Source organism: Klebsiella sp. BDA134-6, assembly GCF_015601345.1.
Lineage (GTDB): Bacteria > Pseudomonadota > Gammaproteobacteria > Enterobacterales > Enterobacteriaceae > Klebsiella > Klebsiella grimontii.
The window spans coordinates 417,305-431,178 of record NZ_CP064784.1; the positions used below are offsets into that span (position 1 = coordinate 417,305).

Sequence of the window (13,874 nt, forward strand, 5' to 3'; positions counted from 1 at the left end):
ATTCCTTACTTACTGATAAGACGGTCGAGGGCGACAGCCGCGATGATTAACCCGCCCATTACCACCAGCTGGTAGTAGGTTTGTACTTGCAGAATGTTCAGTCCGTTATTGATGGTGCCGATAATCAGGCCGCCGATGACCACCGAGAAGATGCGTCCTTTACCGCCGAAGAAGCTGGTGCCGCCGATGATGGCGCTGGCGATGGCGTAGGTTTCAAAGCCCATCCCCGCCAGCGGTTCCGCCGCGCCGAGACGCGCGGTGGAGACCACGCCCGCCAGCCCGGCGCAAACGCCGGAAATAATGAACACCAGCAGCATGTGGAATTTGACGTCGATACCGGAGTAGAAAGCGGAGTTCTTGTTGCCGCCCAGCGCGTAGATGTTGCGGCCCACGCGCATGCGGGTGGTCAGGAACCAGAGGATCACCGCCACAATCAGCGAGAAAATCACCGGAACCGGTATACCCAGCGGCGTGGCGGCGAAGAAGTTAACGAAATCAAACGAGAAGCCGTATACCGAGTTGGCATCGGAAATCACCAGGGTGATACCGCGAAAGATAGCGTTGGTGCCGAGGGTAATAATGAACGGGTGCAGGCCGGTCCAGTTGACCAGACAGCCGTTGATGGCGCCCAGCGCGCCGCCGACCAGCACGCCGCCAATCAGCGCCGCGAGGAACGGATCGACGCCCGCCAGCATTAACTTAGCGGTGACCATCCCGGAGAGCGCGAGGATCGCCCCTACCGACAGATCGATCCCGGCGACGAGGATCGCGAAGAATTCGCCCATGCCGATCAGGACGGTGACCGAACTTTGGACGAAGATCTGTGTAATGTTGTTGGTCGTCAGGAAGTACTCTGACGATAGGGTGCCGAAGATGGCGACAATAATGGCGAGGATAAAAAAGGTGCCGTATTTATCCCAGAACAGCGCGAAGTTAAACGGTTTTTTCTCGTCCATATCGCCTTTCACTCTTGTGGTAGTGCCCATGCCATAATCTCCTCTTCGCTCAAGTCGTCGCGATTGGTCAGGATTTGCGTCAGTCGCCCTTCGCAGAACACGGCAATGCGGTCGCAGACGGCGATAATTTCAGGTAGTTCGGATGACACCATCAGGATGACTTTTCCGTCATCGGCCAGCTGGCGCATCACTTTATAAATTTCGGCTTTCGCACCGACGTCGATACCGCGCGTCGGCTCGTCAAAAATGATCACTTCGGGGCTGCAGCACAGCCATTTGGAAATCAGCACCTTCTGCTGGTTGCCGCCGGAAAGCTCGGTGATGTTCTGATCGACCGAATGGCACTTCAGCGCCAGCAGTTTGCGCTGCTCTTCCGCCGTTTTGCGTTCGTCGCCTTCGCGGAACAGCCCCATAGCCCCTTTGTAGCCGCCACGCTTCAGGCTCTGGCTGACCGCCATGTTCTGAGCGATGGAAAAATTGGGGAAAAAGCCGTTTTCCCGGCGGCTTTCGGTGATGTAGCCCATCCCTTTTTTTAAGGCGTCCAGCGGCGAGCGGGGGGAGATCGCTTTGCCGTTGAGATAAATTTCACCGCCGCTACGCTTATCAACCCCAAACAGGCAGTCCATGAGCTCCGTGCGCCCGGAGCCGACCAGCCCGGCGAAGCCGAGAATTTCGCCGCGATTCACGCTGAACGAGATATCGCGTACCTTTTTCTTGTCATGGCTGGTGACGTTTTTCACTTCGAATACCGTCTCGCGGACGATATTGCCGGTGCTCTCTTTCATGGCGTTAAAGCGGTTTTGCAGCTCGCGGCCGACCATCAGGCGTACGATGTCGTCGTTATTCACTTCGCTGACCATTCCGCTGCAGACGCTGCTGCCGTCTTTCATCACCGTATAGCGGTCGCAGATGCGGCGTATTTCCGCTAGCTTGTGCGAGATATAGACAATGGCGGTGCCCTCTTTACGCAGCTGGTTCATGATCAGGAACAGATAGTCCACCTCTTTATTGGTCAGCGAGGAGGTCGGTTCATCCATGATCAGCACTTTGGCGTCGAGCATCAGCGTTTTGGCGATTTCCAGCATCTGCTTGTGGCTGATGGAGAGATTGGCCACCTTTTCGTCTAAGTCGATCTTCAGCCCGACGCGCAGCAGCATCATCGCCGCCCGCACGCGCATTTCTTTCCAGTCGATCACGTTGACGCCGCAGACTTTTTTCGTCAGATGGCGGCCAATATATAAATTCTCCAGCACCGTTAATTCATCAATGACGCTGAGCTCCTGATAAATAATGCCGATGCCGAGCTGGGCCGCTAATTTATGGTCCAGCTTGTCGTAGTTCACGTTATTAATGGTAATGGTGCCTTTGGTCGGTTCATGGATTCCCGACAATACTTTCATCAGCGTTGATTTACCGGCACCATTTTCCCCTAATAACGCATGTATTTCGTGCGGGTAAATAGTTAAATCAACCGATTTTAATGCGTGAACCGGGCCAAAGGATTTGCCGATCCCCGCCATTGAAATATATGGCGTGAGCATAGAAAATTTCCTTCATTACCTCTGCATGAATGCCCCTCTCCCAAAGGAAGAGGGGGGCAGACCTATTTCGTCACCAGAATGGAATCCACCAGCGTAAACTGAGGGGCTTTATCCAGCGGGATCACCTTGCCGCTCTTCTCGGCATCGACCATCAGCTTCAGGCCCGTCGCGCCAATATCTGCCGGGTTCTGCGCGATAGTGGCGGTCATCTGTCCGGCTTCGACCATTTTGCGCGCTTCCGGAATACCGTCGGTACCGACCACCAGCACCTTGCCGGTTTTGCCGGCGTTGGCGACGGCCTGGGCGACGCCCATCGCCATGGTGTCGTTGGCGCAGTAAATCGCTTTAACGTTCGGGTTACGCTGCAGCACGTTCGTGGCGACGTCCAGCGCTTTAATACGGTCCCAGTCGGCGGGCTGGCTGGCCACTAGCTTGATCTGGCTCGCTTTTTTGAAGGCCTCGGTGGCGCCATTGCGGCGAGCTTCACCGGAGGCGTTACCGGCTTTACCTTCGATAATCGCCACTTCGCCGCCTTCCGCGCCCAGCTTGTCGATAATAAACTCCGCGCCTTTTGCCCCGACAGCCACGTTATCGGTGGTGACAAAACCTTCAACGTTGCCGCCGGCTTTCTTCAGGTTATCCATATCGATTTTTTCATCGAGGTTGACCAGATAGATGCCTTTTTTCCAGGCTTTGGCCACCGGCATCACCAGGTTTACCGAGGAGAGCGGCGCAAAGGCGATACCTTTGTAGTTTTTGTTGCTCAGGTCTTCAAACAGCTGCAGCTGCGACTGAAAATCCCCTTCAGAAGGAGAAGCAAAAATATCGACGCTCACGCCCAGCGTTTTGGCTTCGTCTTCAATCCCTTTTTTCATATCCACCCAAAACGGATTGGATAAAGTTTTTAAAACCACAGCATAATCGGCGGCGGCAAAGGCGCTGGTGGATAACATTACGCCCATGAGCGTGCCGCTGAAAAGTTTCAGATATTTATTCATGGCAGTATTCTCAGTGTAGGATACAGTTATATTGATCCCACCAACGTGGGATCGGTTTTTTTATTTAAGCGCGCCGGGTGAAAAGAAATTAACAATCGCGCCGGTTTTTCGCATATTTAAATTCGCTTGTTCAATATTCAGCTGGGCAACGGAAACAAAAAACGCATCTAATAATGTGAGTTGTAATATACGCGCTGAGGCGTTACGGCCTAATAAAGGCGTCTCTGGTGCTGGCGAACAAATAATAAAATCAGCTAATTTGGCAATCGGTGAATGATAGCTATGGGTGATACAAATAATTTTTGCGCCATTCTTTTTCGCCAGCTCCACCGCTGATTTGATATCGCTGGTGCGCCCGGAGTGCGAGACCACCAGTACCACATCGCCTTCCTTCAGCAGCGAGGCGGACATCATCATGATATGCGCGTCCGGGTAGGCCTGGCAGCGCACGCCGATGCGTAAAAACTTATGCTGCACGTCCGCGCAGATGGCGTTTGAACCGCCCGCGCCGTACAGGTCGCGCTGGTTGGCCTGGGCGAAAAAGCGCGCCGCGCGATGAATTTCGTCGACGTTCACGATCGACTGGCCTTCCATAATGGTGCGCAGGGTGATGTTGAACACCTTATTCACCACATCCTGCGGCGCTTCATCAAAAGAGAGCTCAGTCGGCAGGACCTGCTCAGACTGCGAAAAATAGGCTTCCAGCGCGCTGCGCAGATTACGAAAACCGCTAAAACCGAGCAGTTTAGAGACCTTAACGATCATGGCCTCTGACACCGACAGCGCCTCTGCGACGTCCTTAATGGCCGGCGCATCGCTCAGATTGCCGGGGGTAAGCAACCATTCGACGATGCGGCTTTCATTTTCGGTCATCCCTTCCTGCTTCATGCGAAGCCAGGGGGCAAGGCCGATACCGTTGGGGAGCGAACTGGATTCTGACTGATTCATCGCTTTCTCATTGTCCATAAAATGAAGACGTCACTATATCACCACAGGCAAAACAGAAAAGATACTATCAACTTCACAAATTTTATATTTTTATAAAGTATTGTCCATTGTGAAGTTTAAGGGAGGTTGGTTTTTCGTTGAATTATTTATTATTTTTTAATTATCAATGAATTATGTTGTTTTTCCTGTTGGTTTTAATGGGGTGGTAATTTGAGGGGAAAGAACGATGACGCTTGATTTGTGAAATTACAGCGTGTAGAACAGGCCCTGGTTGCGGTGTTTTTGACGCTTATTTGGCCGATAAATGCCGTTTAAATCACAACATAAAGCATTTTCGTAAAGTGACTAACAGGCGAGGCTAGGTATGAAAAGGATTGCAATTGGCTGCGATCATGTTGGGTTTATCCTGAAAGACGATATTGTGTTGCATCTGCGTCAGCGCGGAATGGAGGTGGTGGATAAAGGCGCATGGTCAACGGAACGCACCGATTATCCGCGCTATGCCAGCGCCGTCGCGCAGGCGGTTGCCGCCGGCGAAGTTGACGGCGGGATTCTGATCTGCGGCACCGGCGTCGGCATCTCCATTGCCGCCAATAAGTACCCCGGGATTCGCGCGGTGGTTTGCAGCGAGCCCTACTCGGCTCAGCTATCACGCCAGCATAATGACACCAACGTTCTGGCCTTTGGCGCCAGGGTGATCGGCCTTGAACTGGCGAAAATGATCGTTGATGCCTGGCTGAGCGCCGAATTCGAGGGCGGACGCCATCAGGGGCGGGTGGACGCCATCGGCGCGATTGAACAGCAGCGGATTTGAGATTCCTCCGCTACTCGCCGCGATAGCCCTTGATTAACGTAGAGCCAGCCCCCTGATGAGACTGGCTTTATGAAACGTTACTCTACTACTTTGCTTTTCTGCGCTCTTTCCTTCGCCAGCCAGCTGGCGCACGCTGATATTATTGACGATGCGATCGGCAATATTCAGCAGGCCATTAATGACGCTTATCAACCCAACGGCAACCGTTCCGATGATGAGGATTATGATGATGGGCGCTATCAGGGCAGCCGTCAGCAAAACGCCGATCGCCAGCGGCAGTATGACGATCAACGGCGACAGCTGGAAGATCGTCGCCGCGAACTTGATGAGCGTCAGCGCCAGCTGGACCGGGACCGCCGTCAGTTGGAAAGCGACCAGCGCAGGCTGGATGATGATTATTGATGCGGCGCGACCCGCGGCGGAAGTCGGGGAATTATCAGCCCCATAATCATGCCGGACAGCAGCGCCGAGAGAAGTAACAGCGGGATTAAATAGAAAAACATCGGCATAAAGGCGCCGATTGTGCCGCAGCAGATGGCCGTTATCACAACGGCCGCGATTCCCCCTGTTAATAAACGCCAAAACCAGTGGCGATAAACGTTACCAGACAGAACGGCCATAAAAATACCGGTTAACAATGCGGGCAGAAAGCCCACAATCCAGGTAAGAGATACGATCTCCGGAAGATGCCTGAAGATGCTGAAAAACGAGCTTCCCTTAGGGAAAAAAAGAAGTATCGGCAGCGGTATAAACGGCCCAAAGCCGGCAAACCAGCCGGCATGATGTAGAACTCGTCGTGTTGTGGTCACAGGATTCCCTTCAGATAGTTAAGTCCGCAGGGAAGATAGTGAGGTTAAGTGAAGAGACGATGAAGTTTGGTTAATCCAGCACAATCTCCATGCCGTCAAATCCCGCTTCAAATCCCGCAGGCAGAGAATTTTCCATCATCCATGCATCGAACTGGTGGCTGATATGGGTAAGGATCACCCGCGGGCAGCCGATGACCTCGTTAATAGCTCGCACGGTGTTGAGATCGCAGTGATTGCGTGGGGGCTGCGGGCGCGGCTCGTGGCTGCAGTCGATGATGATAAGCTGCGGTCGGTTGTTAAGCAGGAACTTGAGGGTTTTTTCCGGCAGGGCGGCGGTGTCGGACAGCCAGGCGACCCGGCTATGGGCCGATTCCAGCAGGTAGCCGAAAGTGAGCTTTGAGTGATTCAGCGGCAGCGGCGTAACGCGCAATCCCTGAAGTTCAAACATCACGAACGGCTCAACGGTATGGCTGAAATCAAGCAGGCCCGGATGCCTGAACAGGTCATCGCAGCCCTGTTCATCGGGCGGGCCGTAAACCGCAATCGCTTCGCCTACGCCCCAGCGCAGGGGGAACAGGCCCTGCACGTGATCCATATGATAATGGGTGAGCAGAAACTGCTGAAAGCTGCCGGCGGGCCACCGCTCCAGCAGATCCGGCAGCCCGGCATCGAGCAGCGTCACCGCGTTGTTGAACTTCACCGCCGCGCTACAGGGGCGACGGCGATGCGCGTCGTCGGCGCGGGCGCGGCGGCAGGCGCGGCAGGCGCAGCCGAAAACCGGCACCAGCTGCGCGCCGCCGGTGCCGGTCAAGCGGATCGTCAGGCTCATATTTTTCCTCGTCTCAGGCAATTTGCTGCTCGTGTCGGTTGCCGTGAACGCGAATCAGCGAGACCAGCGCATCCACCGACTGGCTCAGGCGGCCATCGTTATTCAGGGTCAAACATGCGCTCGGCGTATAGCGCGCCGCGCGCTCCAGCCGCTGGGCGATTTCCGTCTCGTTCTCCCTTCCGCGCTGCTCCAGGCGCTGGCGCAGCACCTCCGGCGAGACCTGCAAACAGATGGGCAGTAGGGCGTCGGCATAGCGCGTCTGCGCCTGCGCCAGGTGGGCGCGGGAGCCGTTAGCGACCACGTTAAACCCGGCGTGCAGCCACAGGTCAATCTCGATACCGATGCCATAGTAATTATTGTTAGCGTGCCAGCTAAGGGCAAACAGATGCTGCTCAGCGCGGGTAAAAAACTCATGCTCGCTGAGGGCGATATGGTTTTCACAGCCCGCGTTGTGCGGGCGGGTAATGTAGCGGTGCGCCACCAGCAGCTGGGGATGTTCTCGCTGGCGCAGCGCCGCCAGCAGGCTGTCTTTGCCGGAGCCGGACGGACCGACCAGCCAAATCAGTTTCCCTGTCATCAGAAGACCCTCTTGCCTTGCCGCCAGACGTGGTCAATATGGATATGCTCGCCGTGACGGCGCGCCAGCACCAGGTCCGCCCGCTTACCTTCGGCAATCTCCCCGCGGTCGTGCAGCCCCAGCGCCTGGGCCGGGTTTTTGCTCACCAGACGAATGGCCTGCGCGAGGGTAAAGGCGTTGCCCTCGTCGTCGGCGATGCGAAAAGCGGCATCCAGCAGGCTGGCGGGATAATAGTCGGAGGAGAGAATGTCCAGCAGGCCGCTGGCCGCCAGATGGTGGGCGGCGACGTTCCCCGAGTGCGAGCCGCCGCGTACGATATTCGGCGCGCCCATCAGAACGTTCATCCCGTGCTGGCGCGACGCCTGGGCTGCGGCGATCGTGGTGGGAAATTCGGCGATGACGCTGCCAAGCTGGCGCGATTCGAGCACATGTTCGCAGGTGGCGTCATCGTGGCTGGCCAGCGCGATATTTCGCTCGCGACAGATGGCGGCGATGCGCTGCCGGTTAGGCTGAGACCAGGCCGCCGCCAGCGCCATCTGTTCCTCTTCGAATTTGTCCATCTCTTCGTTGGTCAGGTGATATTTGCCCTGATAATAGTCGCGGTATTTGCTGCGGTCGGCATACTGGCGCTGGCCAGGGGAGTGATCCATCAGGGAGACCATGCTCACCGGCTCGCGGCCAACCAGCTTCTCAAACAGCGGCAGGGTGGTGTGATGCGGCAGTTCGCAGCGAAGATGCAGCCGATGCTCAGCGCGGTTGAGGCCGCGCTTCTGCGTCTCTTCCACGGCGTTGATCATTTTTTCGAGATTTTCCAGGCGATCGCCGCCGTCGCGCACATCGCCAATAGCCACGGCATCCAGCACGGTGGTGATGCCGCTGGCGACCATCAGCGCGTCGTGGCTGCTCATCGCCGAGTGGGCGGGCCAGTCCACTTTCGGTCGCGGGGTGAAAAACTTGTCCAGGTTGTCGGTATGCAGCTCGATAAGCCCCGGCAGCAGCCAGCCACCCTCTCCATCGATGGCCTCCGCCAGTCGGCTCTGGCTTTCGGCAAAGGCCGAAATTCTGCCGTCCTGGACTTCCAGCGAACCGTTAACCACCTCGTCTTCGAGGACCAGCTTTACGTTATTAATAATCATGCTGAAATCCCCATCGGGTGCAGACGGTCGGCGACCTGGTTGCGTGTGGCCTCGTCGTGGAAAATACCGACGATCGCCGCGCCGCGGGCTTTAGCTTCGAGAATCAACGCCACCACCGCGGCGCTGTTATTAGCGTCCAGCGAGGCGGTGGGTTCGTCGAGAAGCAAAATCGGGTAGTCGACCGCGAAGCCGCGGGCGATGTTAACCCGCTGCTGTTCACCGCCGGAAAAGGTTGAGGGGGCGAGGTGCCACAGGCGTTCGGGGACGTTCAGGCGCGTCAGCAGGCGGGCGGCTTTCGCGGCACTCTCTTCGCGCGGGGCGCCCAGTTCGAGCAGCGGTTGCATCACCACGTCGAGGGCGGAGATACGCGGGATCACCCGTAGAAACTGACTAACCCAGCCGATAGTGGTTTTGCGCACTTCCAGCACTTTGCGCGGCGTTGCGGTAACCAGGTCGACCCATTCGTCGCCGTGGCGAATATGAATGTGGCCGCTATCGGGGAGATAGTTGGCGTACAGCGAGCGCAGCAGGGTCGATTTGCCGCTGCCGGAGTGGCCGTGCAGCACCACGCATTCGCCGGCATTCACGGTCAGCGAGGCGTTGGCGAGGACCGGCAGACGCGCGCCGTGCTGCTGGTGCAGAACAAAGGTTTTATGAATATTTTCAACGCGGATGGCGTTCATTTTTAGCCTCATCGTGCCTGAATTTCCCCGGATCGCGGCGTAAACGCCTTATCCGGGCTACCTGATGCATTAACTCACGAAGCGCCACCAGGGAGTGGACATACGCTCAGTTCTGCAATACCGACGACACCAGCAGCTGGGTGTAGGGGTGATGGGGATCGTCGAGCACCCGGTCGGTTAAGCCGCTTTCCACTACCTGACCCTGCTTCATCACCAGCAGACGGTTAGCCAGCAGGCGGGCAACGCCGAGGTCGTGGGTCACAATCACCACCGCCAGGTTCAGCTCCACCACCAGGCCGCGCAGCAGATCGAGCAGGCGCGCCTGCACCGACACGTCCAGCCCGCCGGTGGGTTCATCCATAAACACCAGCTTCGGCTGGGTCACCAGATTGCGGGCGATTTGTAGACGCTGCTGCATACCGCCGGAAAAGGTGGTGGGCAGGTCGTCAATGCGCGAAGGCGGGATCTCCACCTCCTGCAACCACCTTTCGGCGGTCGCGCGAATATTGCCGTAGTGGCGGGCCCCGGTGGCCATCAGGCGCTCGCCGATATTCCCCCCAGCCGACACCTGACGGCGCAGGCCGTCCATCGGATGCTGATGTACCACGCCCCATTCGGTGCGCAGCAGGCGGCGGCGATCCGCTTCGCTCATCGCGTACAGCGAACGGTTCTGATAGCGCACGTCGCCCTGTTGCGGCGTCAGGCGGGCGGAAAGCGCCTGTAGCAGGGTGGTTTTCCCGGAGCCGGACTCGCCGACGATACCCAGCACTTCTCCCGGCCACAGCTCAAACGACACGTCGCAGAAGCCTTTGCCTGGCGCGTAGAGGTGGGTCAGATTATTGACCGCCAGTAACGGATGACTCATTTTTCCTGCTCCTCGCTCTGCTGGCGGCAATAATCGGTATCTGAACAAACAAACATCCTTTTGCCGCTGTCGTCGAGCACCACTTCATCAAGATAGCTATGGCGAGATCCGCAGATGGCGCAGGGTTCATCCCATTCCTGAACGGTAAACGGATGATCGTCGAAATCGAGGCTCTCAACCGGGGTATACGGCGGTACCGCGTAGATGCGTTTTTCGCGTCCGGCGCCGAACAGCTGAAGTGCGGGCATCATATGCATCTTCGGGTTATCGAATTTCGGAATCGGCGACGGGTCCATCACGTAGCGGCCGTTGACCTTCACCGGATAGGCGTAGGTGGTGGCGATATGGCCGAAGCGGGCGATATCTTCGTACAGCTTCACCTGCATCACGCCGTACTCCTCCAGCGCGTGCATGGTGCGGGTTTCGGTTTCTCGCGGTTCAATAAAGCGCAGCGGCTCCGGGATCGGCACCTGGAAGATCAGGATCTGATCTTCGGTCAGCGGCGTTTCCGGGATCCGGTGGCGGGTCTGGATCAGCGTCGCGTCTTCGGTGCGTTCGGTGGTCGCGACGCCGGTGACGCGTTGGAAAAACTGGCGAATCGACACCGCGTTGGTGGTGTCGTCGGCGCCCTGGTCAATCACCTTCAGCACGTCATTTTCGCCGATGACGCTGGCGGTAAGCTGGATACCGCCGGTACCCCAGCCGTAAGGCATCGGCATCTCGCGACCGCCGAAGGGCACCTGGTAGCCGGGGATGGCCACCGCTTTCAGGATGGCGCGGCGGATCATGCGTTTGGTTTGCTCGTCAAGATAAGCAAAGTTGTAGCCGGTCAATGCGTTAGCCACGTTGATTCTCCCGTTGCAGGCGTTTAAGCAGCGCCAGTTCGGCCTGGAAATCGACATAGTGGGGAAGTTTAAGGTGCGAAACGAAACCGGCCGCCTCGACGTTATCGGCATGGGCCAGCACAAACTCTTCGTCCTGAGCGGGGCCCGCTAGCTCTTCGCCGTACTCCGGCGCCTGGAGCGCACGGTCCACCAGCGCCATCGCCATCGCTTTACGCTCGCTCATGCCGAACGTCAGGCCGTAGCCGCGGGTAAAGTGCGGCGGTTCATCCTCAGGGGCGACAAAGCCGTTAACCATTTCGCATTCGGTCATCAGCAGTTCACCGATATTGACGGTGAATCCCAGCTCTTCGGGAGCGATCTCCACCGCGACGTAGCCGCTGCGAATTTCACCGGCAAACGGGTGGTTGCGCCCGTAGCCGCGCTGGGTGGAGTAGGCCAGCGCCAGCAGGTAACCCTCGTCGCCGCGCGCCAGCTGCTGCAGGCGCGAAGAGCGCGAGCAGGGATAGACCGGCGGATGGCGGGTGATATCGTCGGGCTGCGCGTCGGTATCTCGTTCGGCTTTCGCCAGTTCTTGCTGAACCAGCAGATTAAAAACGTGCGGCGCGGCTTCCTGCGGCGCGCTATCGGTCGCCAGCGGCGGGGTTTCGCCGTTGGCCAGCAGGGTAAAATCGAGCAGGCGGTGGCTGTAATCGTAGGTTGGGCCGAGCAGCTGGCCGCCGGGAATATCTTTATAGACCGCCGAAATACGGCGCTCAAGGCGCATACCGGCGGTGTCGACGGGCTCGCTGACCGCCAGCCTTTGCAGCGTGGTACGGTAAGCGCGCAGCAGAAAAATCGCTTCAACGCTATCACCGCTGGCCTGCTTAAGCGCCAGCGCCGCCAGTTCCCGGTCGGCGATACCGCCTTCGGTCATTACCCGGTCCACCGCCAGATTAAGCTGCTGGCTAATCTGGTCAACGCTGATTTCAGGAAGCCGTCCATCGCCTCGGCGTTTCTGTTCCTGTAGGGCGTGAGCGGCGACGATCGCCTTCTCGCCGCCTTTGACGGCTACGTACATTAGCAGACCTCGACATGGGTAGTGCGCGGGATAGCCAGCAGGCGTTCACCGCAGGTGAGGATCAGATCGATGCCCAGCGGGAACGGATGCGGGCGCTCGGTCAATTCTTCAATAATGCATTCCGGCAGCTGCGGGGCGATCATCCGCTCTTCGGCGATCCCCGCGCCGGTCAGCCGCAGCATCCGGCCGCCGCTCAGGCTGGCAAGCTGGACCACCAGCGTGACGCCGGTTTCAGGGGCGACGACGGTTCCGGCGGAAAGCACGTTCAACTGCTCGGCGCTGATGGTGTCACTGGCGACGGCGAAGATCGCCTGCTGCGGCTGCTCAACCAGCGGCGCACCGGTATGAAAGCGCAGATTCTGGCCGACGAGATCGTTATGCAGCACCGGAGCCAGCCAGACCGGCGTCTCGTGATCCACCAGCGTCAGCAACAGGCTGGTAGAGGCGACGTTCAGCGGCTGCCAGCCGTGCTGAAGCTGTTGCAGGGAGACAATCACTCCCGGCTCGCTCATCGCCTTCAGCAGGCGGCGGAAACTGTGCTGGGCATCTTGCACAGCCAGGGTAAAGGCGGGTTGTAGTGTCATGCGTTATCTCCGCGAACCAGAGTAAAGAAGTCGACCCGGCTGGCGTTGACTTCGGCGCGTCGGGCTTCAATGCGCGCGCTACGTTGTTCTTCCAGCGGGGTTATCAGGGTTTCCATCAGGGTGTGAAAATGGTGTGGCGACTGCATCAGGGCATCGATAGCCGCGCAGCGTTCAGCGTGCGGGCGGTCGCGGCCCAAAATCCAGCTATAGCCGAGCGTTCCGTCGGCCAGGCGAATGGCGGCGCGGGTTAAGGTGGCGTCTCCGGCAAAGAATCGGTCGCCGATGCCGCCCATACGCGCCTGCAGCTGAACCAGTCCGGTTTCCGGGGCGCGAATCAGCTCATACTGCGGCGCGAGCTGCAGGGTCTGCATCCGTGCCGCCAGTTCTTGTGGTTCACTGTGGGCCAGCACGGACATCCAGCGCTGGCGGGTGGCGGTATCAAAGTGCATTCAGTGCTCCATGGTGAATTCAATCATGTCGGCGCGGGTCAGGCTGACGGAGTACTCCGTCGCGTTCTGCTCGTCCTGGCGATGATTCAGGGTGCGCACGCACAGCAGCGGCGCCATGTTGGGAATGCCGAGAATGTTGCTCTCTTTGGCCTGCGCGCGGCGGGCGCTGATTTTGGTGCGTACGCGGGTCAGTTCGATATCAAGCCGGTCGCGCAGCAGGTCATGGAGAGAGCCGTGGGTAAAGGTTTGCAGAACCGGCCACAGTCGCAGGTCGGTAAAGTAGTGGTCTATCAGGCACAGCGCGACGCCGTTAACGCGGCGCAGGGTGCGCAGGTGGATGACGTTATCGCCTTCATTAATGGCAAACGCCTCAGCAACGTGGCTACTGGCCGGGCGTAATACCGACAGCAACTTCTCGCTGGTCGGATGGCTACCCTGTTCGAGAAGATTCTGGCTAAAGCGGGCCTGAGCATTGAGTGGATAATCTATCGGGCGCATCAGAACCAGCACGCCGACGCCCTGGCGGCGCTGGACCCAGCCGCGTTCGACGAGCTGATCGATGGCCCGGCGCAGGGTATGGCGGTTAACTTCAAAGCGGGTTGCCAGCTGCTGCTCGGCGGGAAGATAGTCGCCGCAGCGGTAGTGATGGCGAAGCTCTTGCTCAAGTTTGGCGGCAATTTCCTGATATCGTGTCGGGTAACTGGTCGGATGTCTGGATAAGTACATGTCAATCGAACCTCACTATAGACATGAAGGAGTTTCCCTCTGAGCGTGGGCCGATCC

The 13,874-nt window shown here is 58.0% G+C and carries 17 protein-coding genes; 2 read left to right on the forward strand and 15 right to left on the reverse strand.

Annotated features, from left to right (window positions below; translation table 11 throughout):
• Window positions 1-5: 5 nt before the first annotated feature.
• The 4 genes from alsC to IYV58_RS01935 form a co-directional block, all read right to left on the reverse strand.
• Complete coding sequence (gene alsC / locus IYV58_RS01920) at window positions 6-986, reverse strand: D-allose ABC transporter permease (protein ID WP_004127887.1); 981 nt, start codon at window positions 984-986, stop codon at window positions 6-8.
• The gene (gene alsA / locus IYV58_RS01925) at window positions 965-2,497 is read right to left on the reverse strand and encodes a D-allose ABC transporter ATP-binding protein AlsA (protein ID WP_004127889.1); all 1,533 of its coding nucleotides are present in this window, start codon (window positions 2,495-2,497) and stop codon (window positions 965-967) included. The genes alsC and alsA overlap by 22 nt, the downstream gene beginning before the upstream one ends.
• A 62-nt stretch (window positions 2,498-2,559) precedes the next feature.
• On the reverse strand, window positions 2,560-3,495 hold the full coding sequence (gene alsB / locus IYV58_RS01930) for a D-allose transporter substrate-binding protein (protein ID WP_004127900.1): 936 nt from the start codon (window positions 3,493-3,495) through the stop codon (window positions 2,560-2,562).
• 60 nt (window positions 3,496-3,555) lie between these two features.
• Complete coding sequence (locus tag IYV58_RS01935; RefSeq protein ID WP_004127904.1) at window positions 3,556-4,443, reverse strand: MurR/RpiR family transcriptional regulator; 888 nt, start codon at window positions 4,441-4,443, stop codon at window positions 3,556-3,558.
• A 364-nt stretch (window positions 4,444-4,807) separates the two neighbouring features.
• Here IYV58_RS01935 and rpiB point away from each other — a divergent pair, with 364 nt between their 5' ends.
• Both rpiB and yjdP read left to right on the forward strand, forming a co-directional pair.
• On the forward strand, window positions 4,808-5,257 hold the full coding sequence (gene rpiB / locus IYV58_RS01940) for a bifunctional allose-6-phosphate isomerase/ribose-5-phosphate isomerase RpiB (protein ID WP_004127907.1): 450 nt from the start codon (window positions 4,808-4,810) through the stop codon (window positions 5,255-5,257).
• Window positions 5,258-5,326: 69 nt separating this feature from the next.
• Window positions 5,327-5,659: a DDRRRQL repeat protein YjdP gene (yjdP, locus tag IYV58_RS01945; RefSeq protein ID WP_004127911.1), complete on the forward strand. Its 333-nt coding sequence runs from the start codon at window positions 5,327-5,329 to the stop codon at window positions 5,657-5,659.
• Here yjdP and IYV58_RS28225 read toward each other — a convergent pair.
• The 11 genes from IYV58_RS28225 to phnF all read right to left on the reverse strand — a co-directional run bounded on the left by IYV58_RS28225 (window position 5,653) and on the right by phnF (window position 13,817).
• Entirely contained in the window at window positions 5,653-5,877 is a 225-nt protein-coding gene (locus tag IYV58_RS28225; protein WP_224326683.1) for a hemolysin XhlA family protein, read from the reverse strand. The two genes, yjdP and IYV58_RS28225, sit on opposite strands and share 7 nt — an antisense overlap.
• Window positions 5,878-6,136: 259 nt before the next feature.
• Window positions 6,137-6,895, reverse strand: a complete 759-nt coding sequence (gene phnP, locus IYV58_RS01955; protein ID WP_004127918.1) for a phosphonate metabolism protein PhnP — start codon at window positions 6,893-6,895, stop codon at window positions 6,137-6,139.
• 13 nt (window positions 6,896-6,908) lie between these two features.
• Window positions 6,909-7,472, reverse strand: a complete 564-nt coding sequence (gene phnN, locus IYV58_RS01960) for a ribose 1,5-bisphosphokinase (RefSeq protein ID WP_004127921.1) — start codon at window positions 7,470-7,472, stop codon at window positions 6,909-6,911.
• Window positions 7,472-8,608, reverse strand: a complete 1,137-nt coding sequence (gene phnM, locus IYV58_RS01965; RefSeq protein WP_004127924.1) for an alpha-D-ribose 1-methylphosphonate 5-triphosphate diphosphatase — start codon at window positions 8,606-8,608, stop codon at window positions 7,472-7,474. Before phnM ends, phnN begins: the two co-directional genes overlap by 1 nt.
• Window positions 8,605-9,291, reverse strand: a complete 687-nt coding sequence (gene phnL / locus IYV58_RS01970) for a phosphonate C-P lyase system protein PhnL (RefSeq protein ID WP_004127927.1) — start codon at window positions 9,289-9,291, stop codon at window positions 8,605-8,607. Before phnL ends, phnM begins: the two co-directional genes overlap by 4 nt.
• Window positions 9,292-9,397: 106 nt before the next feature.
• Window positions 9,398-10,156, reverse strand: coding sequence for a phosphonate C-P lyase system protein PhnK (gene phnK, locus IYV58_RS01975; protein WP_195729384.1), 759 nt, complete (start codon window positions 10,154-10,156; stop codon window positions 9,398-9,400).
• A complete protein-coding gene (locus IYV58_RS01980) occupies window positions 10,153-11,001 on the reverse strand; it encodes an alpha-D-ribose 1-methylphosphonate 5-phosphate C-P-lyase PhnJ (RefSeq protein WP_004127934.1) in 849 nt (282 codons plus the stop codon). The genes phnK and IYV58_RS01980 overlap by 4 nt, the downstream gene beginning before the upstream one ends.
• Complete coding sequence (locus IYV58_RS01985) at window positions 10,994-12,058, reverse strand: carbon-phosphorus lyase complex subunit (RefSeq protein WP_004127936.1); 1,065 nt, start codon at window positions 12,056-12,058, stop codon at window positions 10,994-10,996. Before IYV58_RS01985 ends, IYV58_RS01980 begins: the two co-directional genes overlap by 8 nt.
• Window positions 12,058-12,642 (reverse strand): phosphonate C-P lyase system protein PhnH, encoded by a 585-nt coding sequence (gene phnH / locus IYV58_RS01990; RefSeq protein WP_087829683.1) that lies wholly within the window; start codon window positions 12,640-12,642, stop codon window positions 12,058-12,060. Before phnH ends, IYV58_RS01985 begins: the two co-directional genes overlap by 1 nt.
• Window positions 12,639-13,091: a phosphonate C-P lyase system protein PhnG gene (gene phnG, locus IYV58_RS01995; RefSeq protein ID WP_004097867.1), complete on the reverse strand. Its 453-nt coding sequence runs from the start codon at window positions 13,089-13,091 to the stop codon at window positions 12,639-12,641. The genes phnH and phnG overlap by 4 nt, the downstream gene beginning before the upstream one ends.
• Window positions 13,092-13,817, reverse strand: coding sequence for a phosphonate metabolism transcriptional regulator PhnF (gene phnF, locus IYV58_RS02000; protein WP_049114407.1), 726 nt, complete (start codon window positions 13,815-13,817; stop codon window positions 13,092-13,094).
• Window positions 13,818-13,874 lie beyond the last annotated feature (57 nt).

Coding starts and splice junctions, on each gene's coding strand:
- phnG (WP_004097867.1), bottom strand. CDS start 13,091: ATGCACTTTGATACCGCCACCCGCCAGCGCTGGATGTCCGTGCTGGCC.
- IYV58_RS28225 (WP_224326683.1), bottom strand. CDS start 5,877: ATGGCCGTTCTGTCTGGTAACGTTTATCGCCACTGGTTTTGGCGTTTA.
- phnP (WP_004127918.1), bottom strand. CDS start 6,895: ATGAGCCTGACGATCCGCTTGACCGGCACCGGCGGCGCGCAGCTGGTG.
- phnN (WP_004127921.1), bottom strand. CDS start 7,472: ATGACAGGGAAACTGATTTGGCTGGTCGGTCCGTCCGGCTCCGGCAAA.
- phnL (WP_004127927.1), bottom strand. CDS start 9,291: ATGAACGCCATCCGCGTTGAAAATATTCATAAAACCTTTGTTCTGCAC.
- alsB (WP_004127900.1), bottom strand. CDS start 3,495: ATGAATAAATATCTGAAACTTTTCAGCGGCACGCTCATGGGCGTAATG.
- IYV58_RS01935 (WP_004127904.1), bottom strand. CDS start 4,443: ATGAATCAGTCAGAATCCAGTTCGCTCCCCAACGGTATCGGCCTTGCC.
- yjdP (WP_004127911.1), top strand. CDS start 5,327: ATGAAACGTTACTCTACTACTTTGCTTTTCTGCGCTCTTTCCTTCGCC.
- rpiB (WP_004127907.1), top strand. CDS start 4,808: ATGAAAAGGATTGCAATTGGCTGCGATCATGTTGGGTTTATCCTGAAA.
- alsC (WP_004127887.1), bottom strand. CDS start 986: ATGGGCACTACCACAAGAGTGAAAGGCGATATGGACGAGAAAAAACCG.
- phnH (WP_087829683.1), bottom strand. CDS start 12,642: ATGACACTACAACCCGCCTTTACCCTGGCTGTGCAAGATGCCCAGCAC.
- phnK (WP_195729384.1), bottom strand. CDS start 10,156: ATGAGTCATCCGTTACTGGCGGTCAATAATCTGACCCACCTCTACGCG.
- phnM (WP_004127924.1), bottom strand. CDS start 8,608: ATGATTATTAATAACGTAAAGCTGGTCCTCGAAGACGAGGTGGTTAAC.
- IYV58_RS01985 (WP_004127936.1), bottom strand. CDS start 12,058: ATGTACGTAGCCGTCAAAGGCGGCGAGAAGGCGATCGTCGCCGCTCAC.
- alsA (WP_004127889.1), bottom strand. CDS start 2,497: ATGCTCACGCCATATATTTCAATGGCGGGGATCGGCAAATCCTTTGGC.
- phnF (WP_049114407.1), bottom strand. CDS start 13,817: ATGTACTTATCCAGACATCCGACCAGTTACCCGACACGATATCAGGAA.